Source organism: Pediococcus damnosus (assembly GCF_001611155.1).
Lineage (GTDB): Bacteria > Bacillota > Bacilli > Lactobacillales > Lactobacillaceae > Pediococcus > Pediococcus damnosus.
In genome coordinates this window covers 867,316-893,101 of sequence record NZ_CP012294.1, presented here as the reverse complement: position 1 = coordinate 893,101, position 25,786 = coordinate 867,316, and the positions used below count along the sequence as shown (strand labels likewise).

The window sequence follows — 25,786 nt, the reverse complement described above, 5'->3', positions numbered from 1 at the left end:
CAAAGAAATTTCAATTTACGGGAGGAATTATAATGGATGCACAAGAACAACAATTAACGGATCAAGAAATCCTTGATACGATTAAAACTGGTAAAAAAATGCTATTTTTCACAGCTGGATGGTGTCCTGATTGCTCATTCATTAAGCCAGTAATGCCTGAAATTGAAGCTGAATACAATCAATATGATTGGGTAACAGTGGATCGTGACGCAAATATTAAAATCGCGCAAAAATTCGGGGTTATGGGAATTCCTAGCTTCATCGCTTTAGAAGATGGCGAAGAAATTGGTCGTTTTGTGAATGGTGATCGTAAGACTCGTCAAGAAGTAGAAAATTTTGTCGATAGTATCGAAAAATAATCAAACGGATCATTAAAAGATAAGCAGGATTGACTGTATACTTGAATACAGATGATCCTGCTTTTTTGTATCAAAAAATAAATTTCAAGGAGGTTAGAAGTAACATGTCAATTGCTACACAATTTGACTTGATTTTACGTGTGTTAATCGCGGGCGCTTGCGGATTTGCGATCGGATATGAACGAGACGCCCGCGCTAAAACAGCTGGATTGCGAACGCATATTATTATTGCGGTTGGTTCGGCGTTAATGATGATTGTATCTAAATACGGATTTATGGATTTGTTGGGCAATAAAGGGATCGAGTTGGATCCTTCCCGGATTGCGGCTCAAATCGTCAGTGGCATTGGGTTCATTGGTGCTGGAACAATCATTGTCAAACATGAAGATGTCAACGGGTTAACAACCGCGACTGGCTTGTGGACAACGGCTGGCGTCGGGATGGCTATTGGGGCGCGAATGTACGTTGTTGGAATCTTTTCGGCCTTGTTAGTTCTGGGGACTCAGATTATGTTACACCGTGACTTGGCCTGGTTACGATTACCCCACTATAGTGAAATCAGGTTGAAGGTTAAACATGGACATCACAACATTTCGGTGATTCAAAAAGCACTTCAAAAAATGATATTACCATTGCTAGTATTCGAGTCAGAAAGGCAGAAGCACTAGATAATGTGCGAATGACGGTTCAATACCCAGAAACATTTAGTAAAGAAAAATTAACGGAGATTCTGGAAGCCATTCCGGAAATTGTGGCGATGGAAATTTATTAGAGTCTTTCAAGCATTTTTGTTTTCACATTGGATGGGGAAATGATAGTGTAAATTTAAGAACATAAATAATTACTCAAACTTATCTATAATAGGAGGTTTTTACATGAAAGTATTTGTAATTGGAGCTCATGGCCAGATTGGCAAACTCTTAGTGGCACAATTATTGGCACGTGGCGATGAAGTTGTCGCTGGAATTCGAGATAGTAAACAAAGTGCCTTTTTTGAAGATCAGGGGGCCGAAACTCAGCTGTATGATTTAAACGAACAGCCTGAAGAATTGGCTAAATCCCTAACGAATGTTGATGCAGTTGTGTTCAGTGCCGGATCTGGTGGTAAAACAGGTGATGATCAAACACTTTTGATTGATTTGGATGGTGCTGTTAAAAGTATGGAAGCTACCGAAAAGGCAGGCATTAAGCGATTTGTTTTAGTAAGTGCGATGAATGCTGAAGACCGAACCCGTTGGACAGCGATTAAACCATATTATGTTGCGAAACATTATGCAGATCTCTATCTTAAGGACGAAACAAGTTTAGACTATACCATTGTAAAACCTGGTGCATTGACTAATGATGCTGGCAAAGGTGGTGTTGTTATTGATCAACAAACTGGTAAAATTGCGCGGGAAGATGTGGCAGAAGTACTTATATCAGTATTGCATAATCCTAATACAATCAAAAAAGAATTCGCAGTTAGTACGGGAGAAACGCCAATTAATGAAGCAGTGAGCCAGCTGTAAGCCCTCGTATGAAAGCGGTTAAATCGTTTTCATGAAACATGTTCCAAATAAGGTACTTGAACCTTAAATGGAACATGTTTTTTATTTTGGAAACGCCTGTACAACGGCCAAATATTGAGGTTATAATGTACCTATTGAAAGCGCTTCATGATTTGTAACCATTGGCCAAAGGTTTTTCAATTATTTTCTTAGAACATATATAAGCAATTATTATTTGAGGTGATATTAATGAACGATTGGATTAACAACAAACTTCTACCACCAATTATGAAGTTTGTTAATACCAAAGCGATCACAGCCTTAAAGAATGGTATGTTAGTCAGTTTACCATTCATTATGGTTGGATCTGTATTTTTACTGTTGAGTTCATTTCCACTGCCAGCTGTTGCTAATTGGATGAATGCGACAGGGCTGACTCCATATTGGACACAAGCATATAATGCTTCATTTGGTGTTTTAGCTATTTTTGCGGTTGTTGGTATTGCATACAACTGGGTAAAAGATGATGGGTTTGAACCATTACCTGCCGGAATGACAGCATTAGTTAGTTTCTTTCTTGTTATGCGTCCATCAACACCAGTACTGAATGCAGCTGGTAAAACAGTTATTTCAGCAACACAAGCTCCTACAATGTTAGGCGGATTTATTGATCGAACTTGGCTTGGTGGCCAAGGTATGATTGCCGCAATCATTATTGGATTGTTAACAGGCTGGGCTTATTCATGGTTCCTCAAGCATCATATTACGATTAAGTTGCCTGAGCAAGTACCACCTGCAGTATCTGATTCATTTGTAGCTCTGATTCCAGCTTTTGTAATTGTGACAGGCTGGTTGTTAGTGTACATTTTGTTTGATGTTACTGCTCACACAACAATGACACAGTGGATTTATCAAGTAGTACAAACACCATTACAAGGTATGACTGATTCATTTGGTGGTGTCGTAGTTATTGCATTACTGATTCCCTTTTTCTGGTTTTTCGGTGTTCATGGTGCAGTTATTGTTGGTGGAATTATGGATCCCATTTTGCAGGCCAATGCTCTACAAAACGCTGCAATCTTCAAGGCACATGGTGTTGTTACTGCTGCAAACGGTGGCCATATCTTTATTCAATCACTATTGGATCAGTTTGGTACTGTTACTGGATCTGGTATGACAATTGGATTAGTTGTATTTATGGCGTTCTTCGCAAAATCGGCGCAGATGAAGAGTATCGGAAGATTATCTTTTGTTCCAGGATTGTTTAATATTAATGAACCTGTTCTTTTCGGTGTTCCGGTCGTTATGAATCCGTTGTTGATTGTTCCATTTATGGCGATGCCGCTTATTTCAATGGGATCAACTTATTTATTAATTAAAGTTGGTTTTCTACCATATTTGAATGGTGTCTATATTCCATGGACTACACCACCAATTATTTCTGGATTATTAGTCGGTGGTTGGAAAATGATGATTTGGCAGGCATTTGTACTAGTACTTTCGTTCTTTGTTTACTTGCCTTTTGCACGCAAACAAGATCAAATGTTATTAGCACAGGAAAATGCTGCCGAAGATTCAGAGGCACATACTAAAGAAGCAAATGCCGCTGCAACAACAGAACATGCAACTGATTAATTTAACTAAAAAGTCTATTTATGGCGATGAAAATCAAAGTGAATAGATTTTTTTATCAGAGTAATTGTAAGCGCTATGAAACTTTTGGAAAAAATAAGCATTTTAATGTAAAACGCTTGCAAAAAATCTTATGCTAAAAATATAAAGAATTATAAAAATGAGAGGAGTTTATTGAATATGAGTAAATTAAAGGATGGTTTTCTATGGGGTGGCGCTGTTGCTGCTCACCAACTTGAAGGTGGCTGGCAAGAAGGCGGCAAAGGTGTCAGCGTCGCAGATGTAATGACGGCGGGAGCTAATGGTGTTCCACGTGAGATTACAGATGGTGTACTACCTGGAAAGAACTATCCTAATCATGATGGGATTGATTTTTATCATCGCTATAAGGAAGATGTAAAGCTTTTTGCTGAAATGGGCTTCAAGTGTTTCCGAACATCCATTGCTTGGACACGGATTTTTCCAAACGGCGACGAAGACAGACCAAACGAAGCTGGATTGCGTTTTTACGATGACTTATTTGATGAATGCCACAAATACGGTATTGAACCAGTCATTACATTGGCACATTTTGAGATGCCTTACCATCTTGTTAAAGAGTACGGCGGTTTCGCAAATCGGAAAGTGATCGACTTTTACATGAACTTTGCTGAAACATGTTTTAAACGGTATAAGGACAAAGTTAAATACTGGATGACATTTAATGAAATTGATAACCAGAGTGATTTTAATAGTGAATTTTCACTTGCAACCAACTCGGGAATTTTGTTTAGCAGTGTGAAAAAAGAAGATCGCGAAGCTGCTATGTATCAGGCCGCTCATTATGAACTAGTGGCAAGTGCTAAAGCTGTTAAAGTGGGTCACAAAATTAATCCTGATTTCCAAATTGGTTGCATGATCAACATGACGCCAATTTATCCATTAAATGCGGATCCGAAAAATATTATGTTGGCAGAGCGCATGATGCAACGCCGTTATTGGTTCTCTGATGTGCATGCTAATGGCGTTTATCCAAATAATATTGAAACTTATTTGAAACGCAAAGGCTATCGTAAAGATATTACCGATGAAGATCGCGAAATCTTGAAACAAGGAACCGTTGATTACATTGGTTTGAGCTACTATAACTCTATGACCGTTAAGGCTGACGGCATTGATTTGGATGGCGATATTAATCCGGAAGAGCCAGTGACCAAGAATACGACTTTGCAAACGAGTGAATGGGATTGGCCAATTGATCCAGTTGGATTGCGTTATTCTCTAAACTGGTTAACTGATCGCTATCATTTACCATTGTTCATTGTTGAAAATGGTTTAGGTGCCCGTGACAAGGTTGAGGCCGATGGTAGTATCCATGATCCTTACCGAGTAGATTACTTGCGAGCTCATATTGCTGAAATGGAAAAAGCAGTTGCACTTGATGGCGTTGACCTGATGGGTTACACACCATGGGGCTGCATTGATCTTGTTTCTGCTGGAACGGGTCAGATGTCCAAACGTTATGGCTTTATCTATGTCGATAAAGATGATGACGGAAAAGGCACGTTGAATCGTTCAAAGAAAGACTCATTTGATTGGTATAAAAAGGTGATTGCCAGCAATGGTGAGGGCCTAAAGTAGCGTGTTTCAAAAGGCAAATAGCTTTTGAGCAGTAGCCTAGATAACCGAATGATTCGGGTTAGGAATCGTTTGGTTATCGTAGCTAGGCGGAGAAAGGTGCGACTTGTACTTACCGGTTTTTGGTATAGTACAATCGACATCGACGTGAATACTAGTGCCTTTTTAAACACATTTCAGATAAATTAAGACAGTATATTCAAAAAGTTTAGAAAAAAGAGGATCTGAAATAAAGCATTCCGGTCATCTTGTTGGAACGGATGGCTTAATTTCAATCCTTTTTTCATACATAACATAAATATGAAGGAAGTTAATCACATGAAATATTATATTGGCCTTGATATTGGTGGGACAACGATTAAATATGGCTTGGTTGATGAAACAGGTAAGATTTTGGAGAAAGATGCCGTCAAAACTAGCATTAAAGGCGAAGAAATTCTCAAAAATATTGCTACGATTGTCGATAAGTTTAAAGCAGAAAAAAACATTACAGCAATTGGGGTAAGTGCCCCTGGAATTGTCCAAAAAGATGGTTTCATGACAACCGGTGGCGCCATTAAAGACTTTTTTGGGATTAATTTGAAACAAGAAATTGAAAAGCGCACCAATATTACCACTACAGTTGAAAATGATGCGAACGCAGCTGCTTTTGCAGAACAATGGAAAGGTAATGCAGTTGGTTTTCATAGCTATTATTGCATGGTTGTCGGAACTGGCATTGGTGGTGGCCTGGTCATTAACGATCAGATTTATCGTGGTGGTCACGGGATGGCCGGTGAATTTGGGATGATGTCAGTCATGGATGTGAATGATGATCAGGATCTGCAACTTAACAGCCTTAGTTTCACAGGGGCAACTGTATTTGGTCTACTGAATTACTACAACAAGCACAGTGGTAAGCCAAAAGTGACGGATGCTAGAGTGGTTTACGATTTGGCAGATAAGCAAGACAAAGTAGCGTTAGAAAGCCTGGACTTTTTCTATACAGCCCTTGCAAAAGGAATCATTAATTTGATGGTTGCAATTGATCCAGAAATTGTGCTGATTGGTGGAGGGATCTCTGCTAATCCTAAGTTTCTTGACGGATTGCATGCAAAAATTGCTGACATGAAATCGCGTAACTCTGATGTACGTGATTTAAGGTTTGCGGAAGTAAAACCGGCTAAATTACGGAATGATGCTGGCATTATTGGTGCTGTTTATCGCGCTATTCAAGCAGAAAAATAATCTAAAAAACGCCGGAGATAGACATGCATTGTCTGTCTTTCTGGCGTTTTTATGATCCTAGGAATTTTCGGTTTACCAATGGGGTTATTGCCGTGGAAAAATGAAAACTTGTGTTAAAATGTAAGTGTAAACATTAACAAGGAGGTCCGATCGAATGAAATTGGATTTTTCAGTTGCGGTGCACAGTTTATTTTACTTAGAAGAAAACAGTCCGCGTAAGATTGCTAGCCGAGAATTAGCCGCTTCTTTAGATCTCAATGCCGTGGTCATTCGTAATATTTTATCAGTCCTCCATAAAAAAGGGTACATTGAGGGAACAGTTGGGAAAAATGGCGGTTATCAACTAAAGAGAGCGCTCAAAGATATTAACGTGGGGGAGTTATACGATTTAACAATCCCACCAACTTTAAGTTATGCGCGATTTATTACGGGAAAATCGGAAGGTGTCAATCAATCAGATCATATTTCTGATAATATGTCGGAAACCTTAACTGATTTATTTACACTTGCCGATGATCAGTATCGAGCATTCTATCACCGCTTTACCCTAGCGGACCTGAAGCAGGATTTATATCACCATGGATATTTTAAACAATTAGTCAAAAAAAACGATAAGTGAGATGAGTTTTCTATGGATTATTATGATCAACATGTACATACAGATTTTTCATTTGATTCAGATGAAAAAATGGCTGCATATTTAAAGCTGGCTGGTGAAAACTTTGTCAGTACAGAGCATTTAGATTTTAAGGCAAAGGATGATAAAAGTGGGGATGACCTGTTTGATTATGACGCCTACTCACGTGAAATTAAACGTTTAGAAAAAGAATCCGGTAAGCACATTTTTAAAGGCGTGGAAATCGGCTACTTTGCTGGACGTGAGGCCGACATTCATGCTTATCTGAAACAACATGCCTTTGATATTAAGCTTTTGAGTTTCCATCGAAGTGCTGAGTATGACTTTAGTGACAACATGATTTCCCAGATGGATCCATTGGAAGTAACGGATAAGTACTATCGATTAATGTGGAAGGGAATCAATGCCTTTCACGATGCCGATGTCTTAGCTCACTTTGATTACGGTGTACGTAACCTTAATTTAACTTCAGGGATGTTTGAAACAACGGCGGGTGTATTGTTAGCTAATATTTTGAAGCTTGCTGTCCGTTATAATATGGCCTTTGAATTGAATACAACTAGCATGTATAAATATCATAATATCGGTTTGTACGATTATGCAATTGAAATTTATAAGCAGCTTGGTGGGAAACGTTATACGATCGGGTCAGATGCCCATGAAGCTAATTCATATATGAACAATTATGAAAATGCGGTTGAAATGTTGAAAGCTCATGATATTCATCATGTGAATGTCTATCGGAAAAATGCCATGGTCGTTGTGCCATTGGACGATGTGGATGAAGGTATTAAGTACTAAAATAAAAGAAAAGGCGTTTGAAAATCAGTTTTGATTTTCAAACGCCTTTTTTGCATGAAATTGAAAAGAATGTATAGCAGGCAAACGTTTATTGCCAATTTTTTAACGATAATATTAAAATGTGTTAAGTGAAAGTTTAGTGCCTATACTGATAGATAGGGAAGAGCAGTTGAATTCAACTTTTTAAATGTAATAAAACTCGTTTGTTAATTATTTATGGGGGTGGCTAATTTGAAAAAACACGACAATAACAAGCAGACAATCATTGAGTTGTTTAAGCAACTTAGTATTTTATTTGAAACAAGAGATGATTCAATTAAGATAAGCAGATTTACTTCTGTTTTAGATCAAGGGATTAAAAAAGTCGAATCAGAACAACAAACACCACAATTGGAGGTTCGGGCTGTATACACGAATATAATGGAGTATACATTTGTAGATAAAATAAAACTATCTAAAAAAGAAGCCAAAATATTACAAGAGATTAACGACTTTTCACATTCTAAAGGGGTGTGGGGTGAACTTAACATGTTGTCTACTTCAAACTTTTGGCCAAGTAATTAATAGAGCGTTTTAAAAATTCATAATTTTGGTAATTTGCAAGAAACAATAGAAGATATATTTTTTTACCGTTCATAATTCACGTTGAATTATGGACGGTTTTTCAACTGTATTTAAATTGATCCTCTGAAAAACGCAAATGGTGTAAAATGGGAAATTAGCGGCATCGAAAATAAATTTTAAATTGTCTCACTTTTGAGGGGGAGTAAGCTAATGACTGAAGAAAAAATAATGAAATATGGTTTCTGGTTTGCGATTGTTTGTCTGATTGTATCTCCATGGATAACAGTAGTTGCGGGAAATTGGGGAATTGGAATAATGACGACAGGAATTCTTGCAATTGGAACTTACTATGAATTTTTACCGAAATTTCGCGGAAGTTTCCTTAGAGTATTGGGCGGCATTTTAGCTATATTAGGAGTCTCTTTTTTGGAAATTATTTATACTTTTATCGTTTTAGCTATCTGTCATTCCTAAAATTGACTAAAGAATGACAACTAATAGTTTTAATTTTTAAAATTGAGGAGAAAAATTCGAATGACCAAAGAAAAAATAATGAAATATAGTTTTTGGTTTGCAGTTGTCTGCCTGATCGTGTCTCCATGGATAACAGTAGTTTGGAAAGGATGGGGCAATAGCGTGACGGTAGTTGGGCTCTTTTTAATTGGTACTTATTTTGAATTTTTACCAAGATTTCACGGAAGTTTTCTTAGAACGTTAGGTGGCATTCTAGCCATTTTGGGAGTAATTATTCTGGAAATTATTTATAGCATAATTGTTTCTGCAATAGCTATTCCTAGTTGTTAAGTTCATAAACTTAAGCAGTCTCTTATTAAAAAAGCGGAAGTAGCGTTAAACAACAATTATTCAAAGTTGAGCATCATTCAATTTAACCAAAAGAGGGAAATGATAAGTATGCATATGAGACTTTTAAATTTTAGAACATTACTGCTAAGCCTGTTAACGGCATCTTTAATTGTGATGGCAATTCCCGGTGGTAATCCTGGGAAGACCAATGATTTGCTCCGAATGGTTTCTTTTGGATTAATAGCACTAGCAATGATAGTCGCACTTATCAGTTATTATCAAGATACGCAGATCTGAATACTCAGTAGTTTCTATTTGAGATTACTTGCATAAGAGGAGCTTTTTTAAATGCAAGCGCTGAATTAATAGGAGTAGAGGTGAAAGCATGAAAAAGTTTATACGATCGAAATCGTTGATCACAGTTTTGATGTTTGCCGGTTCTCTAATTATAGCTGCCGATCCGTTGGACAGCTATAATACACGTAATATTGTGGATAATATCATTGGCTGGGGGCTGAATCTAACTGGGGTAATTTTGTACATAATACGTTTATCAAGAGATAAAACAATGACAGCTAGAAAAAGATATTGGTACACGATGACGATATTTTCAATGGCTTGTTTAGCATTTATTTTGTTGGCGCCAGATAATCTAAGACCATATTCACTGAGTATTATTGTTCTTGGACACTTTGTTGCTTATTTTCTAAATAGGTCTCAATCATTAAAAAAATAAGATTATCGAATTTGACGTTAATCACGAACTATCGCACGTTAATCGAAAACATCACTGTTTCTATTGTGTCGTTGATACAATTTAGTTAAACTAAAGAATGTGATGCAAGACGCAGATTTGGTTTAAAGGGAGCCAGGATGAATGAATTTTATGATTCATCTAAACTAACAGATAATGGTAGAATTTGGGATTGGTGAATATCTTGTTGAGAATTTTGCGCTAATTTTTATTGTTTTAAGTACAAATACTTATCTGAGACATGATTTTGGGTTGAAAGTAGTCGCTTTAAATTTTGGTATCAGTATTTTTTGCGCAATTTTAAGTATGATTTTGGAAGATGCTGCTTACTTACCGCTAGTTTTGGGGGCAATCATCATCGAAATTGTCAGACAAAGAAAATTGAAAATCAATCCCAAATACGTGAATATGATGCTAATTAGTGTCATTATTCAAATAATCTTAATCTCCATTAGCGGATACATTAGTACGACAATTTTGATGTGGGCAAATCATTTCCATTCCATTAAGGCACTTTCGCATGTCGGCGGGATATTGGTATTTCAGGATATAACAATTGATTTATTTTTTACCATACTCTTATTCATTTGGTTTTATCGACATCGCGTGTGGTGGCGTCATTCGATGAATCAGATTGAAGATTTAGGCTTATCCACTCGGATTTTTTGGATGCTAGTGATGATTTATGGCTCTATTCAAACCATTTTGATTATTAGCGATATTCAGGACATCACAGCGACGATCCAGGCCGCTAGTATCGTTATTTTTATGTTGATTATCATTTTGATGAGTTGGCAGATGCAGTTTTTCATCAAAACATATGCTGCTCAACAAAATATTAAAGATGAAGGAATCAGAAATCAGCAGTTACATGACTATTTAGCCAGCATAGAACAGCAGTATACCGAGCTACGCCAGTTTAAACACGATTATCAAAATATTATGCTTTCAATGACAGAATTGGTAAAACATGATGATCAAACTGAATTGCAGGAATATTTAAACGAATTAAAAAATAAAAAGCATTTAAATGAGTCGCTAAGCAAAGTTAGCATCAGTGAACTCGATCATCTTAAAAATGAAACTCTGCGTGGACTAATTATTCAGAAATTCTTTGAAGCACGCAAGCAAAAAGTTGAGTTAGATCTGGAAATTGAACAAGATGACCTCTTAATCGAAAAACAACTTGTTGATATTGTTAGAATTATGGGTGTCCTTTTAGATAATGCGATTGAAAAGGCCGAAGAGATGCCAGATCATAAGGTTAGCTGTGCGCTTATTAAAACAGACGATACAGTTGAAATCTCAGTGGAAAATTCTGTCACTTTGCCATTTAATCTTCAAAAAATATTTGAGCGCGGTTATTCATCAAAAGGATCAAATCGAGGCTTGGGTCTGGCAAATGTCAAAGAATTGGTTAACCAAAATACAAACTTTTATTTGGACACACAGTTGATACAACAAAAGTTGCGGATCACTTTAATTATTACGGGGGAGAAATAAGTGTTTTCAATCTATTTACTAGAAGATAATGTTGAACAACAAGCGTATTATGCGAAAGTTATCAAAAATACCATCATGATTAACGATTATGCAATGAAGTTGGTTTGTGCAACAAATGATGTTGAAAAGTTAGAAAGCAGTATCCTGGATCAAGAGCAAGGACTGTTCTTTTTAGATATGGAAATTGGGTCGCAAACAGATGCCGGATTAAAGCTAGCTAGTAAAATTCGACAAAAGATGCCTTTTGCTCAAATTGTCTTTATCACAACTCATGATGAACTGGCCTTTTTAACGTTAGAGCGAAAAATTGCGCCACTGGATTATATCTTGAAAGATAAAACGCTTGAAGATATTAAAAGTAAAATAATTGAGGATATCAATTTAGCACGGGCTCAGTACGTTGAAGCATTGTATCATCAGCAAAAACTATTTGGCTATCGAATCGGATCGCGTTATTTTTCCGTCCCAATGAATGAATTGGTGATGTTATATACGGTTAAGGAACGACCAGGAAGTGTTACGATGATTGCCAAAAAGCGGCAAGCTGAGTTTCCAGGCAATCTCAATAATTTAGAAGAAAAATATACTAATTTATTTCGCTGTGATAAAAGTTATTTGGTTAATTTAGACCATGTGACAAGTTTCGATGCACAAGCCAGACAATTACAGTTTAATCAGGGACTAGTTTGCAAGGTATCATTTCGAAAAGCACGCGACTTAACTAAGTTAATGAAAGACAGAGAATCTTAAAATGACTCTACAGTTCTTATACTGTAGAGTCATTTTACGTTAATCAGAAGAATTGATACGTTTATCTTTTGTTTGTTTACATCACTTCATTTGATTATACACTATAAACATACCAAATTTGTGAGGTGATTACTATATTGTCAGTAGGTTAATCTTTAGGGTAATGAAAAAAATAAGTATTTATGGGGAAAAAGATTATTTTATACGAGATTAAATTTAAATTTATAGTTATTCCAATGTTAATCGTTTTAATACTGGATATTTTAACTCCGGCAATAATACAAGTTAACAACACAAATGTACTAGATAAATTAGATAATAATGTTAACGCCGCAAGTAATGCGCATACAAACATTGATAATATTAGTCAATCTCAAGAATTAGAAAATGCCGATTCCGTTGATTTTGATGTCAACAAACTTTCTAAATCTGATTATGCTAAATTTAATGCTATGTTAGACGAAGAAGTTGCTACGTCTGGTTTAACGAATGCAAAAGACAAGATTGCTTTTAAAGAAGCACTTAAAAGCTTATTCGATTCCAAGTCCAGCAATTATAATAATATTGCAGATGCGCAAGATCAATTTGTAGAAAAATCGAGTTCGTCAGAAAATACTTTAATGACTGATTTAAGTGCGAAAGATGTGCATGCCAAGGGGAAACATGGTTTGATAAGTGATAGTTTTGCTGGACATGCAATTAATTTGGCATTGTCTGCCGCAACTGGTGTTGGCGTTTCGGCTATAAGAAAGGCGTTACTAAAGATGGGGAAATCTGCCGCTAAACATTTTGTTAAAAGAGTTTTAGTTTCAAAGTTAAAACATTGGGGATTAAAATATACGGGAGTAGCTATCAGTGGAGCAGTCAGCCTGATTTTTGAAGTTGTTTCGCCGGGTTACCCAATTGCAAAATTTCTTGATAGGCACGATAAGAAGAAAAATAATGGATACTTGGAGTTCTCATAATGAAAAAAGTGATAAGGTGGTTTCTTGAATATCTACCACAAGGATTAGCACTAATTTTACTTGATTATATATTTAACCTTGTTAAATATGTTAGTGGTTCTCGCTGGATAGCTTTAATTGTTGGATTTTTAATCCTTATTCCGCTACTTATTTTGGCTGAAAAAATCAGTAGTTTCTTAGTCTCACTTGTTAAATAATTAAAAATGATTAGCTTCTTATCGACTCGGTCAGTGTTTTACACATATTTTTCGATTTTTTTTTACGCAAATTGTTTTTTAAAATATGAGGTCAAAGAAGCTGTCAACATAATAAAAACTACAGGAGATCATTATGAAAGCAGATAGTAAAACTTTAAGAATTATCGAATGGGGACTGTTTGCAGCCTGTCTTATTTTTAATCTGATTTACTTGGTGGGCGGAAAAACGTACGGTGCGGCCCTCACAGCAACAATTTGCGGAATTATTTGGAGTCTGCTGCAAATCATTGGAATTATTACAGACTTGTATTACTGGCGCAAGAACGAGCATAGCAATGAAAAAGATAAATTATTGAAGTGATTTTTACAATTTCACACTTTCGTCTTTTGGAAATGCTTACGTTAATCGTGAAAAATTGCACGTTAATTTTTTCTTTTCCTATGTTAGGTTATATGAATATACAATATATCTATAGAAAATTTCTAAAACAACAAATAGAAATTGGTCAACAATAATTTTCAACTTCATTAAAGTTCGGTATGCATAAATAATGAGCATGTAAACTAATATTTGCTGGGATGTAAACTACTGGTTTCTATGCAATCAACTTATTTATTGGCATAATTATTTTTGTTGATTTAGTAAAATCAAGATTTACATTTTATACAACGCGAGATAAGTATCCAAGCTCTGGGGGGAGTTAATAAAAATTCAACGTGAAATATGTGGCAATGAAAACCGGTCATATACGAGGTTGGGATATAAATAAGAGCTGGTAGTTTTTTACCGGTTCTTATTTTTTCGTAGACATTGAGGAAAATTTAAACAAAAATTATTTGTTAAAATTCCCGTCAAAAATTACATTTGCAGATTTGTGGATGGAATTTTTGACGGGATTTTTTTTAAAATGGTAATGAGGCTGTATTAAATATGGCAACAAAAAATTATTAAATATTGAATTTCTTGGAACCTTTTATCTGTGACTAGCCACTAATAGGTGTGGGGGCAAAAGTTGGGGGGATAAACGCATTGAAAAAAGGTATAGAACTAGTTCTTCAAGCAAAGCGGGGTGATAGAGAAGCGTTGTCTACGTTATTGATTGATCGGCAATCAAAAATGTACAAAACTGCGCTATTATATGTTCACAATCAGGAAGATGCTTTGGATATTGTGCAAGAGACTTCCTTACAGGCATTCTTGAGTATTAAACATCTACGGCATCCACAATATTTTGACACGTGGCTGGTACGTATTTTGATTAATGTATCGCGTCGTTTTTATAATCGTGATAGACCTATATCAGAAGTGGTTGAATTGACAACGGATTGTCATAGGCAAGTGGATCTTCATCAAGATTTGATGCAAGATCTTGCTATGGTTCCGGAAAAGTATCGTCTAGTGCTGATTCTTTTTTATTTTAATGAATTACAGGAATCTGAAATTGCAAAGGTTTTGCGAGTGCCAACGGGTACGGTTAAAAGTAGACTGAATCGCGGACGTGAATGGTTACGGGAGAAAGGAGATGTCATCCGTGAATATTAAATGGCGTCAAGAAACAGACAAGATAGAAGTTCCTAAGACTGCTGTGACGCGGGCGATAACTCAAGGACTCGATCAAGCCACCCAACACCAGCGTCATCATCGAAGACTTGGATTGATAATCACAGTTGCGGCGCTCCTCTGTATAACACTGTTTAATCCATTGACCATTCAAGCTGGAGGCGTTGTTCCTGCAATTCATCAATTACTTGATAAAAATAGCCAAAAGACACATAACTATGATCCGACCATGAACAAGATATTTGGTGACTTATCAGATGTTTCATCTTACCAGTCTGTGAGTTCATCAACAGTAAAAGTAGATGGATTAAAAATTCAAATTAGAGGTGTAATGATGTCCGCGGGCATTAAAGCATTTGTCGTTGATTATAGGGGTGCTCATATAAATCCTGCGGCACTTCGTCGGCAGGATGTACAGGTGACACTCAATCAACATCAATCAGTTATAGATCTTGAGCAAAACTATGGTCAAGTTGCTCTCGGTCATTATCGTCAATTTGTGGCTTTCTATGTTAACGATGACACGTCACCTAGGGATGATAGTATTGATATTCATATTGGACATGTTAATGGATCTTCACAAAATGTTTCGCTACCAACAATCAAAACCAAGGCGCTTCCTGTAACTGTGCATAAAATTACTGCAAAGGTCGGTAATTCTACAGTTGGCCAAGGTTCGATTGATCAAATTGATACAACCCCACACTCGTTTGTCCTCAATTATTCAGTATCATTTGATCAGCAAAAAGTAACTAAAAAAACAGCTAGTCTTATTCGTAAAGCGGCATGGGTATCGGAAGCAGATGTCATTGTTAATAAGAAAAAAATTGGAGATCTGATGTTAGGTTCCAGTGGAACAAAGGTTGATGAGTATCAGAAATTAAATCAAGTCACAACAAAATTTCAATCCATTTTTGCCTCACAATGTTATGTCAATAGTAAAGGTAAGTACGTTGCAATTCGAAGCCTTAATCCTAACGCTATCGTGCGATTTAAGTTGGAGATTCCTGGTCATAACTCCCACGATCGTGTATTGGGTTACTTAAGGGTGCCGATTAATTCATTAATACCATAGTAGTTATCGAAATTATGAATGAAACTAATCACTTTATTTGGAGGATGTAATTATGAAAAAGAAGATTATTACAGTGTTACTTGCATCGATGATCACTATTTCTGGTGGTATGGCAATTGCTCATGCCGACAATCACGGCGATACCAACTGGAGTAACCAATATCGGGTTTGGAGTCCCAACGATCATACCCCCGCACGGAGAAAAACAAATAAGACGGCGTATTATAACAAAACGACCGCTACAAATGTCGGTTATCACACGATTTGGGCCGCGTTGTATGACGGTCGCGATGCATCAAGCGGACATAGTTATAAAAGCTATAAGGGTGATGTGAATTATTTATGGAATAATGCGGTTGAGAAGCATGGCAAAGGTGTTTCTGTTCGTATTAATTCTAAAAGTTGGAATAACGGATATGCAAGAGGTGCATGGAGTCCAGATAGCGTTAGATAAGGATACACAGTACATTAGTCCAAAACAGGGCAGTCTGTTTTTGGACTTTTTTTGAAAGGTAAGTGAACAAAATGTATAAAGTATTCATTCAGCGAATTGATTATCGAATAACATTGGCAAGTTTCACACTATTGATGATTATTAGCGGTGTGCAGTATTTGCAATCAGCTATACAGATTTCTGCCAGAGAAGGAATTTTTCATGATTCCCCGTACACGAGTTGGCTTTCGATGGACCAATTCAATTTTATTCCGATCCTTTTTTTCTTGTTGGTTCCGCTCCTTGCTTCAATTCCCGGAGCAACGTTAATAACCAAGGATTTGAAAGAACATTTTACACGTCAATTGATTTTACGACTAGGTGGATTGAAAGTTGCTTGGGGATATCTTTTAACTAGCCTTATTCTCGGCAGCATATTGGTTGGGGGAACCTTATTGATTAACTTTTTAGCATTCTTTCTCTTGTTACCTAATACAGTTCCAGATATATTTTTAAATCTGAATATTGCTGTGATTACACAGGATACGATGTGGGTTTCGCTGTATTATACCCAACCGTTCCTGCATGCCTTGTTTTCGATTGTAGTTGCCACTGTATGGAGTGGCCTGTTTGCAGCATTTGCGACGTCAATGGCTTGGTTTATTAATAATCGTTTTTTTGCAGTAGCGTCTGGATTAATCTTACAGGTGGGATTAATGCTGTTGAATATGGTCTTTCCATTACCAAGACAAATTAGTTATATTCCATATGATTTTATGCATGAAAGCGCGAGTGCAAATGTTAGTGGAAAAGTTGTGTTGATTATGACACTAGTTATGACAGCAGTGATTATCCTACTTGCGTTGATTGGAGGGAGAATTCGTGCTTATGAAGCAAGCAATTAAACAACAACGAATGTGGTTTAAATGGCATAAGCAATGGTTAGTTTTTCTGGGCCTACTGGCATTTTGTAGCAGTGTTCTTGTTTGTCACGGTATATCGGCTACCACGGGTACATTTGCTTTGCAGAACTCATTATTTGATCGATTTCATTTTTTGGTAGTCTATTTTCCTTTCACTATCCTCATTACGTTACTGGTCCAGCAAACACGTTCTGTTGATATTGCAGCAACAGGAACGCGACGGATTATTTTCTATCAAAGGTTAATGCGAACAGCGATCATACAGACCGAATTTTGTTTACTATGGTTGCTACTGGTTTGCGTGCATTTGAGTATCACGGCTGCCATAGTACATATGAATTGGTTGCTATTCTTGATGAGCATGGTGACTGTTTGGGTGAGCCAACTTCTGGTTAACTTTATTGTAGTCTGCCTGATGGTGCATCTACGAAGTAAAATTGCTGCTCTGATAGTTACTTGGCTAATACTTGCTGGTTTATTCTTAATTGCAGTCAATCATATTCCGACACTAATCTTTGCCTTTTCTGTACCACAAACCCCGTTACGATCAGCGGGCAACGATGTTATGCTCATTGGTTTAATCTTATTAAGTGTAAGTAGAATGGATGCTCTGACTACAAAGGAGGTTCTTTAGATGTGGCGATTAATAGCCCATCAACTTTATTTTTTTTGGAATATAAATCGGAACCGTTTTATTTTTTTTATGATTCTCTTTGGTTTATTTGTAGGTGGAGTAGTAGTACAGACAGCCGGGAATCCACATTTAAGGATTTTAACGGTTATGTTAGGCGGGACTGTTGGTAATGATATGGTTGGTCAAACTGTTTTTCCAACTGGTTGGTTTATCACACTATTATTACCCGTTCTGGCACTTGGTGATTCCATCCCTCAGCTTTGGCGACAGCAAGGTGTACAAATATGGGGGACAGGCTTCACCCGACGACAATTTGCTTTGGTTGATGTGATTCTCATTGTTACGTACGCAATCAGCTATTGGTTAATTGTTTGCAGTGCACTTTTAGTGGTCCAACTACCGAGGGAGGTTTGGTTTTTGGCAATACTTTTACCAATTATGATCTTTATGTTACTGATTGAGACATGGCTCAGCTGGTTGAATCAATATGTAGGAGTTGCTTTTATCATTATTTGGTTAGTTTTGACCGTCTACACAATTTTGCCATTTAATCCTCTGAATTTGACCATGTTGATTCGTGAATCATCGGTTCAATTCATCTCAATATTGATGATGAATGGAAACTTTTTATTGGTCATCGTTTTGTATGTTGGATGTTTTCCGAATTTAATTGAGAAATGGAGTGAGTGAATTTGGATTTAATTATTGCGCGACAGCTTAGTCGCAAATTACGTAATGGCACCATGTTACTTCAGGACATAAATATGTCAGTTGAAAAAGGAGAAATTCTTGCAGTAGAGGGTGAAAATGGTGCTGGAAAAACGGTTCTCTTGAAAGCATTGTTGGGGTTGACACCGTCTTCTGGGGACCTGATTGTGGATGATCGGCGTTTCAAGTTAGGTGATGCCTATCCAATTAAGGCAGGAATTCTTATTGAAAACCCAAGCTTAATTAATGAATTTACTGCTATTAGAAATCTCAGATTACTTGCAACGTTATTACCGCAAGTTACTGATGATGAGGTACACACTGTATTACGCAGCCTTAACCTTGATCCTACAAGTAGAACTTTGGTCAAGAACTTTTCCCTCGGGATGAAGGAGAAACTTGGCATCGCCCAAGCCATACTTGGACATAACCCACTAATTGTTCTTGATGAGCCAACTAACGCTCTTGATGATAAGAGCAAAATGAATCTTGTGTTACTTGTGCGCAACTATCGAGATCTTGGGAGTACTTTCTTGATTGCTTCCCATGATCAAGACTTTATTAAACAAGTTGCGACTAGGCGGATTCGGATGACGGAGGGACACTTGAATGAAAAAAGCCAACTGGTTTAAGTTTGGAATGGGTGTACTTGTCGGTTTAGTCGTTTTGTGGTTCACGGTGAATCGCTATCAACAGGTTAATGCAAATAGCCATCAAACGATCAAAATCGTTAAAATTTATCAAGATCAGATAATTCATCAACCGGCAGTGAATTTCTCATTTCATCAAGTGCATGTAAAACGAAAATCGGCCAATTATCAAGTATCTGCAAGGTTTACTATTAAGCAAGTTGATCCGCTATCATATGGTGATCGTGGCGTAAATTACAATTTTTGGGAAAACTTGCGTCTTGTAATTCCTTACAGTATGTTGGGTGTTGCTCAGGTACATAATTTGGATGGAACGGCGATTAAGTACCAATCAATGACCAATACAAAAACACATGATGTCTTATTAAAATTTCTAATTCCAAATGAACAATTTAATTTGAGAAGTGAGAGGCCATACTTGTTGTTTATGGTACCTTCTAAAAATGGTTATATTAAGTATGAACTTGAGCTTTGAATCTTATACAATTGATCGGGTTAAGGTTTTTTTGTAAGATATTTAACAAAAAATGAACTCATCGATAATCTGATTATCAGACGGTTGATGAGTTCTTTATTCATATATTTATTTTCTGTCTATTTGGGGACCTTTGTAGAAAATTATTCTTACGTTAATCTGTAAAAACTGGATTTAGGTCAAGAATCTGGACACATTTTATGTATAATTTAAGCGACTAATTTTTCCTTTTCATTTGGAGTTAAATAATCAATGCTACTGTGAATTCGAGCACTGTTATAAAAGCTCTCAATGTAGCTGAATATTGCAGCATTTGCTTCTTCAAAATCCTGATAATGGTGTTGGTAAACCTCTTCTTTTTTCAAACTGGCGTGAAATGATTCCAAACATGAATTGTCATAGGGACAGCCACGCTTGCTATAAGAATGGCGAATATGGTGTTGCGCTAAGATCTGTTCAAAGCCAGCACTGCGGTACTGGCTACCCAGATCGGTATGCACAATTAAGTTATTAGTCGTCTTTCTAGTTTCAAAGGCTTGTTGAAAAGTGCTGATCACAAGATCAGCAGTCATATGACGGCTGATTTTATGGGCAATGATTTTACGTGAATATAAATCCTGAATGCTTGATAAATAACACCAGCCATTGGCTTTGGTGTGAATATAAGTTATGTCTGCACACCACTTTTGATTTGGACTGGTTGTACGAAAATCTTGCGCGAGTATATTTGAATAATCAGTCGCATCAATATCATTAGTTTGTTGATAATGCCACTTCTTGCGCGTGATTGATTTTAACCCCATTTGGCGCATTAATCGTTGAACTAGCTTAATACTGGCAGTCTTACCTTCTTTTTGTAACGCTTTTAGAATTTTAGGTGCCCCGTAGATACGTCTAGAATTAAAGTAAATGCGTTTAATCGACTGGCTAAGTGTCTTACGACGCTTGGCTTGTGGCGATACATGATTCTGCTGATGTTCATAGTAAGTTGAGCGTGGAACTGAGAGTACTTTACAGGTTTCTTGGATACTATGGTGCTTCAAATTAATATCAACGGCTGTCTGCCAGTCATCTGGGTTTACTTTTTGGCGAATATGGTTAAGGCTTTTTTTAAGATGTCATTCTCACTTTCTAGCTGTTTCAAACGTTTTTGCAACGCTAAAACATCTGATTTGGAAATTCCACTTCCTTTGTCTTCTTTATATAGATTAATCCATTTGTAAATAGTTACATTTGATACACCATATTCGTCTGTAAGATCAGCTACCGGGGCGCCATCCTGGTACAGCTTGACAATCATTTTTCTAAAATCTACTGAGTACTTTTTCTTGGTCATAAAAACACAATCCTTCCTATTATGGAATTATACTAAATCGTGTCCATGATTTCATACTACCTTCAAACTATACGTTAATTTTTTGCTTAGTTATTTTAGTAAATATGGAGATACACTATAAATATAATGACAGGGTATGCAATCACCAAGTTATGGTTCTATATTATTGGTGAGAATTTTAAAGGATCATTTAAATCTACTAATATCTACAAAATTACGTCCTTTTGAGGTGAAATATGAGAATAACTAAAAGTGCTTTTTCAATAATTTCTATTCTACTTGGTTTTTATATGTTTATCACCGGTGCGGTTTCTACTTTAGATGATGAACCGGCACGAATGGCAATGTTGGCAGGTTTATATTGGGTATTTTTTGCGGCTGGATTGTGGTTATTTAAGTCGGAACGGCCAACGCTTTTTAATGCCATCATGATCGTTGGGGTTACAATTATCATGATGCAGTATTTAATTTTAAATTTTAATATTATGCTGATTTTTCAAATCGCATTACTGTTAATCATGATGACGTTCCATTTCTTTAAATGGATTTAAAAAATACTATAAATTTCCAACTAATTAATTTTAAATACACGAATTGGATATGTATTTTAGTGTCATTACAAAATTGTTAGGAAGGATAAAAATGAAGTTAACTAAATTTAATTTATATGCATTGGGTATCTTTTATTTTATCTATGGTATCTGGGCATATATTATTTTTATGGGAGAACCGCCAGCCAGTGCAGTGAGAAATAGTGTCGAAGCAGGAATTAGTTTCTTTTATAACATCCAAGGAACCTATGAATCAGTGCTATTGATGTTACTTCCTATGATTTGTTTGCCCTTACTCTTTGCCAATAATCTTTCTCAAAATCGTTATACTGGTTTTAATAAGTTTTTGATCACCAGAGTAGGTTCACTTCAACGATATATACGGAATTTCTTTGTTAAAACTTTTGGGATCACTTTTGTTGCGGTTCTCATCTGGCAATGCTTGTTACTACTCGAAATTAATTTATTGATGTCACCAATTAAAATTCTGCGTTCCAGTAGATCCCTAAAAAACTCGCTAGGATATATTTTCTCTCAAAATGGTTATGTAAATTTATTTTGTTTTGTCCTTTTGGCTTCAATTGGTTGGGCCATATTTGTTTGTTTAGTGTTGGTAATTAGCCTATTTATTAAAAACCCATACATTTTTTGGGGATTAGGTTTAATGGTCGGATTACTGTTGTTCCTAATTCCGGCGTTATTAGGAAACGGTCTGGTAAGCTATTTGTTCTTTCTTCCCATTTTAATTATGCCGGGGAATCAGATTATCGGTAGTGATATTCCAAGCGTACCGCTCTATATTCAGTATGGGCTAACTGCTCTGATGTACATGAGTGTCACTTTAGGATTGACCATATTATTTATTAGAGGAAAATTCTATGAAGAAAATCATCAATAGCAGTTTTTTATTATCCACACGGATTTTTCTCATTGGTCTGGCAGTTATTGCAGTAGGTTTCGCTTATAACAGTAAGGATTTATTTTCAGGTCTAGGATTGAATAATATGCAGGCGCTTATTTTCAATAATATTTATATTCTTTTGGCAGCTAAACAGAGTTGGCAGCTTGATCACATTAGCCCGCTATTGATTCCTAGAATGGGGAAAAGATTTTACAAACAATTTATGGGAATGACTGCGGTTATCCGTGTTGGTCTGTATATGGGAATAGAAACGATTCTTGCCTTACTAATTATTCCAATTTATGCGCAATTGGGTGGGATTACCTTAATTTTTATTTTAGTTAATTGGTGTCAGGGCATTCTTTTTGAAATAAGTATCAATGCTTTTTTATTCAGAATTAATAAAATATTTGGTCTGATATTAGCAATGAGTTTAAATATTATGGTGCATTACGAGGTTGTCATGAACATTTTAGGAAGGGCGGCAGGAATGGTACAATGACAAATTTATTAACAGTTGAAAAAGTCACTAAAAGTTATAAGAAAACAGCTGTCTTAAAAGACATTAGTTTACAGATAGCCGATAAAGGACAAATTATTCACTTGAAAGGAATTAATGGTTCAGGAAAATCGACACTGTTTAAATTAATTGCGGGGCTAGAAAAACCAGATCGTGGCAAAATTTTATTAAGTTCTAAAACTAATTTAGGAGCTTTGATTGAAAATCCTGGATTCTTAGAAAATTTTAGTTTGATATACAATCTTCGTTATTTGGCAAGTATCAAGTCTCATTTGGACGAAGTGTATGCTGAAGAGCTTTGTCAAACATTGGCATTAGATTTACATACCCATACCAAAATGAAAGACTACTCTGTAGGGATGCGTCAAAAGGCTGGCATTATTCAAGCCATAATGGAAAAACAGAATCTTGTTTTGTTGGATGAACCATCTAGAGGGTTGGACCAAGAAAGCCTACAAAAATTTGTGACACTTATGAATCAGTTACGTCAACAGGGTTGCAATATCGTAATTGCTTCGCATGAAGTTTATGAAAAAATGGAGATTGATGAATGTCTAAAATTAGAACACGGGACCTTATCACGTATTTAAAACCTTTATTTCTTTTCTTCGTAGGGACATTAATGTGGTTGGAATTAATAGATAGCTATTATCAATCAAGTAAGCAATTGTTTTGCTTACAATATTCCGTAAATGACCTTACGATAAGTTCTTTAGCACTTTTTTGTTTATCAATTTGGCTGTACTTGTTTGTCATTGTTCAACCGGTTAAGGTACATAACGCAATACAAAATATGGCGTATTTTAGATCAAGAAAAGTCGAAGATAGCAGAGTTTTGATTGAAAGCGCAAAACGATGGACAATCATAACGTTAACCACGATTGTTTGGGATGCTTTGTGCTACGGTCATGTTTTTTGGTGGGGAATCTTGATGACTTTGCTGAGCTTTTTGTTGAGCTGTCTGCTTGTTAGCAGAATGAGGTTATCAAGTGAGTTAATTGTTTTGCTGGTGCTGGTCCAAGTTATTACACGACTAGTATTTAGGCTGTAGGTTTAAATATCATAGACTTTGGGCAAAAATTCAGTACATATTTTTGAGAACAAATTGAACGAGTCATGATCGGTTTGTCATTCAAAATGTTGCTGATGTTGTTTATAAAGTCAATGAAGGCCATGTGAGCGCTTAAATGGGCATTAATTTCATTAGGCCTCTTAAAAAATTAATCTATTGTTGTTATACTGATTAATGGAGAAAAGCAAGGAACATGAGAATGGGCATCCGTATTGAGTATAAGATTTTGCAATTGCAAAATAACCTTGTTAAAACGAAAAGGAGATCTAAAAATGAATGTCGATGCTTTGATTAAAAAGTACCCAGAAGTAAAAACAATGCAGGATTTGAGGCCTTTTTTCTGGCGGAATCCAGATTATGGAAAAGATGCTAAGCTCTCAGTTGGAATTGAAGATATCTTTGATGCTGAAGCACGTTTTCACCGTTTTGCACCATACTTTGAGGTCGCTTTTCCAGAGACTCTGGCAAACCAGGGAATTTTAGAATCACCATTGATTGATTTACCGGATATGAAAGCTCGCTTAAATAAAACCTTCTCTAATAAAATTGAAGGTGGTTTATATTTAAAGGCCGATAACTATTTACCAATTTCCGGCTCTATCAAATCTCGTGGTGGCATTTATGAAGTTTTGAAGTTTGCTGAGAAAATCGCAATTCGTGAAGGTGGTTTAATTTATGCCGATAACTATGCGGTATTAGCCAGCAAGAAGTATCATAATTTGTTTTCTAAATATGGGATTGCAGTTGGTTCAACTGGTAACTTGGGCCTTTCAATCGGAATTGTGGCACAAAAATTAGGTTTCCGGACTTCCGTTCACATGTCAGCTGATGCTTCAAAGTGGAAGAAAGACAAATTGCGCGCCTTTGGTGTAAATGTCGTGGAGTATAATGATAACTTCACGCATGCGATTACAGAAGCTCGTAAAATGGCAGCTGAAGACCCAATGACTTACTTTATTGATGATGAAGGTTCATACGATTTATTCTTGGGTTATTCAGTAGCTGCTTTACGTTTACAAGCCCAATTGAAGTCACAGGATATCAAAGTCGATAAGGATCATCCTTTATTTGTTTACTTACCAGCTGGAGTTGGTGGCAGTCCAAGTGGAGTTACCTTTGGGTTGAAGAAGGTCTTAGGCAAACACGTTCATGCAATTTTTGCAGAGCCTACTCACATTCCTTCTGTGACGCTGGGAATGGTAACTGGCTTAAACGATAAAATTTCTGTTTATGATATTGGAATTGATGGGACTACCAAAGCGGATGGGTTAGCAGTTGGTCGTGCTTCACGAATTGCTGGTAAAAACATGCGGACTTTGTTGTTAGGAACGGCAACTTTCAAAGACGAAGATATGATGAAAGATGTTGCGCGATTATATGACACGGAAAAGATTGGCTTGGAACCTTCAGCAGCTGCTGGATTCTCAATTATGGATCAATCGTTAGGCGAATTAGCAGCTGATTTTCCATTGAAGAATGCTAATCATATTGTTTGGGCAACTGGCGGTAGCATGGTGCCAGACGAAGATATGAATCATTATCTTGAAGTTGGCCATGATGAGTTAGCTAAATAATTAAATCTAAGGATCAGATTTTGCTGATCCTTTTTTCATACGCTAATTTGGGTCTCTGTCAAATCGTATTGGT

Annotated in this window: 33 protein-coding genes; 31 read left to right on the top strand and 2 right to left on the bottom strand. The window is 36.4% G+C overall.

What is annotated here, in order from left to right; genetic code table 11:
- Positions 1–32: 32 nt before the first annotated feature.
- The 26 genes from ADU73_RS04360 to ADU73_RS04235 all read left to right on the top strand — a co-directional run bounded on the left by ADU73_RS04360 (position 33) and on the right by ADU73_RS04235 (position 19,759).
- Positions 33–359 (top strand): thioredoxin family protein, encoded by a 327-nt coding sequence (locus ADU73_RS04360; protein ID WP_046870991.1) that lies wholly within the window; start codon positions 33–35, stop codon positions 357–359.
- Between the two features lie 104 nt (positions 360–463).
- The gene (locus tag ADU73_RS04355; RefSeq protein WP_062913204.1) at positions 464–1,027 is read left to right on the top strand and encodes an MgtC/SapB family protein; all 564 of its coding nucleotides are present in this window, start codon (positions 464–466) and stop codon (positions 1,025–1,027) included.
- Positions 1,028–1,234: 207 nt separating this feature from the next.
- A complete protein-coding gene (locus ADU73_RS04350) occupies positions 1,235–1,870 on the top strand; it encodes an SDR family oxidoreductase (protein WP_046870993.1) in 636 nt (211 codons plus the stop codon).
- Between the two features lie 228 nt (positions 1,871–2,098).
- A complete protein-coding gene (locus tag ADU73_RS04345) occupies positions 2,099–3,484 on the top strand; it encodes a PTS sugar transporter subunit IIC (protein ID WP_062913203.1) in 1,386 nt (461 codons plus the stop codon).
- 177 nt (positions 3,485–3,661) lie between these two features.
- Complete coding sequence (locus tag ADU73_RS04340) at positions 3,662–5,101, top strand: 6-phospho-beta-glucosidase (protein ID WP_056986028.1); 1,440 nt, start codon at positions 3,662–3,664, stop codon at positions 5,099–5,101.
- A gap of 315 nt (positions 5,102–5,416) precedes the next feature.
- Entirely contained in the window at positions 5,417–6,325 is a 909-nt protein-coding gene (locus tag ADU73_RS04335) for an ROK family protein (RefSeq protein WP_056986027.1), read from the top strand.
- A gap of 154 nt (positions 6,326–6,479) precedes the next feature.
- Positions 6,480–6,944: an RrF2 family transcriptional regulator gene (locus ADU73_RS04330; RefSeq protein WP_046870997.1), complete on the top strand. Its 465-nt coding sequence runs from the start codon at positions 6,480–6,482 to the stop codon at positions 6,942–6,944.
- 12 nt (positions 6,945–6,956) lie between these two features.
- Positions 6,957–7,763 carry a PHP domain-containing protein gene (locus tag ADU73_RS04325; protein ID WP_046870998.1) on the top strand — a complete coding sequence of 269 codons (807 nt, stop codon included), beginning with the start codon at positions 6,957–6,959 and terminating at the stop codon, positions 7,761–7,763.
- Positions 7,764–7,994: 231 nt separating this feature from the next.
- The gene (locus tag ADU73_RS04320; RefSeq protein WP_046870999.1) at positions 7,995–8,327 is read left to right on the top strand and encodes a bacteriocin immunity family protein; all 333 of its coding nucleotides are present in this window, start codon (positions 7,995–7,997) and stop codon (positions 8,325–8,327) included.
- A 210-nt stretch (positions 8,328–8,537) separates the two neighbouring features.
- The gene (locus tag ADU73_RS04315; protein WP_046871000.1) at positions 8,538–8,801 is read left to right on the top strand and encodes a hypothetical protein; all 264 of its coding nucleotides are present in this window, start codon (positions 8,538–8,540) and stop codon (positions 8,799–8,801) included.
- 60 nt (positions 8,802–8,861) lie between these two features.
- Positions 8,862–9,131 (top strand): hypothetical protein, encoded by a 270-nt coding sequence (locus ADU73_RS04310; protein ID WP_046871001.1) that lies wholly within the window; start codon positions 8,862–8,864, stop codon positions 9,129–9,131.
- Positions 9,132–9,239: 108 nt separating this feature from the next.
- On the top strand, positions 9,240–9,428 hold the full coding sequence (locus ADU73_RS04305) for a hypothetical protein (RefSeq protein WP_046871002.1): 189 nt from the start codon (positions 9,240–9,242) through the stop codon (positions 9,426–9,428).
- Positions 9,429–9,516: 88 nt separating this feature from the next.
- Positions 9,517–9,867: a hypothetical protein gene (locus tag ADU73_RS04300; RefSeq protein ID WP_046871003.1), complete on the top strand. Its 351-nt coding sequence runs from the start codon at positions 9,517–9,519 to the stop codon at positions 9,865–9,867.
- A 174-nt stretch (positions 9,868–10,041) separates the two neighbouring features.
- Entirely contained in the window at positions 10,042–11,388 is a 1,347-nt protein-coding gene (locus ADU73_RS04295; protein ID WP_062903989.1) for a sensor histidine kinase, read from the top strand.
- On the top strand, positions 11,389–12,138 hold the full coding sequence (locus ADU73_RS04290) for a response regulator transcription factor (protein WP_046871006.1): 750 nt from the start codon (positions 11,389–11,391) through the stop codon (positions 12,136–12,138). It abuts the gene before it with no gap.
- 182 nt (positions 12,139–12,320) lie between these two features.
- Positions 12,321–13,103 (top strand): hypothetical protein, encoded by a 783-nt coding sequence (locus tag ADU73_RS04285; protein ID WP_062913202.1) that lies wholly within the window; start codon positions 12,321–12,323, stop codon positions 13,101–13,103.
- Entirely contained in the window at positions 13,103–13,300 is a 198-nt protein-coding gene (locus ADU73_RS04280) for a hypothetical protein (RefSeq protein ID WP_046871007.1), read from the top strand. The genes ADU73_RS04285 and ADU73_RS04280 overlap by 1 nt, the downstream gene beginning before the upstream one ends.
- A gap of 133 nt (positions 13,301–13,433) precedes the next feature.
- Complete coding sequence (locus tag ADU73_RS04275; RefSeq protein ID WP_046871008.1) at positions 13,434–13,661, top strand: hypothetical protein; 228 nt, start codon at positions 13,434–13,436, stop codon at positions 13,659–13,661.
- 669 nt (positions 13,662–14,330) lie between these two features.
- Positions 14,331–14,843 (top strand): sigma-70 family RNA polymerase sigma factor, encoded by a 513-nt coding sequence (locus ADU73_RS04270; protein ID WP_046871009.1) that lies wholly within the window; start codon positions 14,331–14,333, stop codon positions 14,841–14,843.
- Positions 14,833–15,936 (top strand): hypothetical protein, encoded by a 1,104-nt coding sequence (locus tag ADU73_RS04265; protein ID WP_046871010.1) that lies wholly within the window; start codon positions 14,833–14,835, stop codon positions 15,934–15,936. The genes ADU73_RS04270 and ADU73_RS04265 overlap by 11 nt, the downstream gene beginning before the upstream one ends.
- Positions 15,937–15,988: 52 nt before the next feature.
- Positions 15,989–16,390, top strand: a complete 402-nt coding sequence (locus ADU73_RS04260) for a hypothetical protein (protein ID WP_046871011.1) — start codon at positions 15,989–15,991, stop codon at positions 16,388–16,390.
- A gap of 71 nt (positions 16,391–16,461) precedes the next feature.
- The gene (locus ADU73_RS04255) at positions 16,462–17,274 is read left to right on the top strand and encodes a hypothetical protein (protein ID WP_046871012.1); all 813 of its coding nucleotides are present in this window, start codon (positions 16,462–16,464) and stop codon (positions 17,272–17,274) included.
- Positions 17,258–17,926 carry a hypothetical protein gene (locus ADU73_RS04250; RefSeq protein WP_141306314.1) on the top strand — a complete coding sequence of 223 codons (669 nt, stop codon included), beginning with the start codon at positions 17,258–17,260 and terminating at the stop codon, positions 17,924–17,926. The genes ADU73_RS04255 and ADU73_RS04250 overlap by 17 nt, the downstream gene beginning before the upstream one ends.
- Complete coding sequence (locus ADU73_RS04245) at positions 17,927–18,616, top strand: hypothetical protein (RefSeq protein ID WP_046871014.1); 690 nt, start codon at positions 17,927–17,929, stop codon at positions 18,614–18,616. It begins immediately after the preceding gene.
- A 2-nt stretch (positions 18,617–18,618) separates the two neighbouring features.
- On the top strand, positions 18,619–19,266 hold the full coding sequence (locus ADU73_RS04240) for an ATP-binding cassette domain-containing protein (RefSeq protein WP_226996047.1): 648 nt from the start codon (positions 18,619–18,621) through the stop codon (positions 19,264–19,266).
- Positions 19,244–19,759: a hypothetical protein gene (locus tag ADU73_RS04235; protein WP_046871015.1), complete on the top strand. Its 516-nt coding sequence runs from the start codon at positions 19,244–19,246 to the stop codon at positions 19,757–19,759. Before ADU73_RS04240 ends, ADU73_RS04235 begins: the two co-directional genes overlap by 23 nt.
- A gap of 209 nt (positions 19,760–19,968) precedes the next feature.
- Here the strand turns inward: ADU73_RS04235 and ADU73_RS04230 are convergent, their stop codons facing one another.
- Together ADU73_RS04230 and ADU73_RS04225 are read right to left on the bottom strand one after the other, a co-directional pair.
- Complete coding sequence (locus ADU73_RS04230; RefSeq protein ID WP_145930483.1) at positions 19,969–20,853, bottom strand: IS3 family transposase; 885 nt, start codon at positions 20,851–20,853, stop codon at positions 19,969–19,971.
- Positions 20,838–21,095: a transposase gene (locus ADU73_RS04225; RefSeq protein WP_017866964.1), complete on the bottom strand. Its 258-nt coding sequence runs from the start codon at positions 21,093–21,095 to the stop codon at positions 20,838–20,840. The genes ADU73_RS04230 and ADU73_RS04225 overlap by 16 nt, the downstream gene beginning before the upstream one ends.
- 236 nt (positions 21,096–21,331) lie before the next feature.
- Between ADU73_RS04225 and ADU73_RS04220 the strand changes: the two genes are divergently transcribed.
- From ADU73_RS04220 to ADU73_RS04195, 5 genes are all read left to right on the top strand, one after another.
- Positions 21,332–21,646, top strand: a complete 315-nt coding sequence (locus ADU73_RS04220; protein WP_046871016.1) for a hypothetical protein — start codon at positions 21,332–21,334, stop codon at positions 21,644–21,646.
- 91 nt (positions 21,647–21,737) lie between these two features.
- A complete protein-coding gene (locus tag ADU73_RS04215) occupies positions 21,738–22,544 on the top strand; it encodes a hypothetical protein (RefSeq protein WP_046871017.1) in 807 nt (268 codons plus the stop codon).
- Entirely contained in the window at positions 22,525–23,049 is a 525-nt protein-coding gene (locus ADU73_RS04210) for a hypothetical protein (protein WP_046871018.1), read from the top strand. The genes ADU73_RS04215 and ADU73_RS04210 overlap by 20 nt, the downstream gene beginning before the upstream one ends.
- Entirely contained in the window at positions 23,046–23,657 is a 612-nt protein-coding gene (locus ADU73_RS04205; protein WP_046871019.1) for an ATP-binding cassette domain-containing protein, read from the top strand. Before ADU73_RS04210 ends, ADU73_RS04205 begins: the two co-directional genes overlap by 4 nt.
- A 754-nt stretch (positions 23,658–24,411) precedes the next feature.
- Entirely contained in the window at positions 24,412–25,713 is a 1,302-nt protein-coding gene (locus tag ADU73_RS04195; RefSeq protein WP_046871021.1) for a D-serine ammonia-lyase, read from the top strand.
- Positions 25,714–25,786 lie beyond the last annotated feature (73 nt).

Excerpts from the sequence above, each read along its gene's own strand:
- ADU73_RS04310 (WP_046871001.1), top strand. The coding sequence starts at position 8,862 with ATGACCAAAGAAAAAATAATGAAATATAGTTTTTGGTTTGCAGTTGTC.
- ADU73_RS04345 (WP_062913203.1), top strand. The coding sequence starts at position 2,099 with ATGAACGATTGGATTAACAACAAACTTCTACCACCAATTATGAAGTTT.
- ADU73_RS04255 (WP_046871012.1), top strand. The coding sequence starts at position 16,462 with ATGTATAAAGTATTCATTCAGCGAATTGATTATCGAATAACATTGGCA.
- ADU73_RS04325 (WP_046870998.1), top strand. The coding sequence starts at position 6,957 with ATGGATTATTATGATCAACATGTACATACAGATTTTTCATTTGATTCA.
- ADU73_RS04305 (WP_046871002.1), top strand. The coding sequence starts at position 9,240 with ATGCATATGAGACTTTTAAATTTTAGAACATTACTGCTAAGCCTGTTA.
- ADU73_RS04235 (WP_046871015.1), top strand. The coding sequence starts at position 19,244 with ATGAAAAAAGCCAACTGGTTTAAGTTTGGAATGGGTGTACTTGTCGGT.
- ADU73_RS04225 (WP_017866964.1), bottom strand. The coding sequence starts at position 21,095 with ATGACCAAGAAAAAGTACTCAGTAGATTTTAGAAAAATGATTGTCAAG.
- ADU73_RS04295 (WP_062903989.1), top strand. The coding sequence starts at position 10,042 with ATGGTAGAATTTGGGATTGGTGAATATCTTGTTGAGAATTTTGCGCTA.
- ADU73_RS04355 (WP_062913204.1), top strand. The coding sequence starts at position 464 with ATGTCAATTGCTACACAATTTGACTTGATTTTACGTGTGTTAATCGCG.
- ADU73_RS04350 (WP_046870993.1), top strand. The coding sequence starts at position 1,235 with ATGAAAGTATTTGTAATTGGAGCTCATGGCCAGATTGGCAAACTCTTA.
- ADU73_RS04335 (WP_056986027.1), top strand. The coding sequence starts at position 5,417 with ATGAAATATTATATTGGCCTTGATATTGGTGGGACAACGATTAAATAT.
- ADU73_RS04245 (WP_046871014.1), top strand. The coding sequence starts at position 17,927 with ATGTGGCGATTAATAGCCCATCAACTTTATTTTTTTTGGAATATAAAT.
- ADU73_RS04315 (WP_046871000.1), top strand. The coding sequence starts at position 8,538 with ATGACTGAAGAAAAAATAATGAAATATGGTTTCTGGTTTGCGATTGTT.
- ADU73_RS04220 (WP_046871016.1), top strand. The coding sequence starts at position 21,332 with ATGAGAATAACTAAAAGTGCTTTTTCAATAATTTCTATTCTACTTGGT.
- ADU73_RS04340 (WP_056986028.1), top strand. The coding sequence starts at position 3,662 with ATGAGTAAATTAAAGGATGGTTTTCTATGGGGTGGCGCTGTTGCTGCT.
- ADU73_RS04300 (WP_046871003.1), top strand. The coding sequence starts at position 9,517 with ATGAAAAAGTTTATACGATCGAAATCGTTGATCACAGTTTTGATGTTT.
- ADU73_RS04205 (WP_046871019.1), top strand. The coding sequence starts at position 23,046 with ATGACAAATTTATTAACAGTTGAAAAAGTCACTAAAAGTTATAAGAAA.
- ADU73_RS04195 (WP_046871021.1), top strand. The coding sequence starts at position 24,412 with ATGAATGTCGATGCTTTGATTAAAAAGTACCCAGAAGTAAAAACAATG.
- ADU73_RS04250 (WP_141306314.1), top strand. The coding sequence starts at position 17,258 with ATGAAGCAAGCAATTAAACAACAACGAATGTGGTTTAAATGGCATAAG.
- ADU73_RS04360 (WP_046870991.1), top strand. The coding sequence starts at position 33 with ATGGATGCACAAGAACAACAATTAACGGATCAAGAAATCCTTGATACG.
- ADU73_RS04330 (WP_046870997.1), top strand. The coding sequence starts at position 6,480 with ATGAAATTGGATTTTTCAGTTGCGGTGCACAGTTTATTTTACTTAGAA.
- ADU73_RS04260 (WP_046871011.1), top strand. The coding sequence starts at position 15,989 with ATGAAAAAGAAGATTATTACAGTGTTACTTGCATCGATGATCACTATT.
- ADU73_RS04285 (WP_062913202.1), top strand. The coding sequence starts at position 12,321 with ATGGGGAAAAAGATTATTTTATACGAGATTAAATTTAAATTTATAGTT.
- ADU73_RS04215 (WP_046871017.1), top strand. The coding sequence starts at position 21,738 with ATGAAGTTAACTAAATTTAATTTATATGCATTGGGTATCTTTTATTTT.
- ADU73_RS04210 (WP_046871018.1), top strand. The coding sequence starts at position 22,525 with ATGAAGAAAATCATCAATAGCAGTTTTTTATTATCCACACGGATTTTT.
- ADU73_RS04275 (WP_046871008.1), top strand. The coding sequence starts at position 13,434 with ATGAAAGCAGATAGTAAAACTTTAAGAATTATCGAATGGGGACTGTTT.
- ADU73_RS04280 (WP_046871007.1), top strand. The coding sequence starts at position 13,103 with ATGAAAAAAGTGATAAGGTGGTTTCTTGAATATCTACCACAAGGATTA.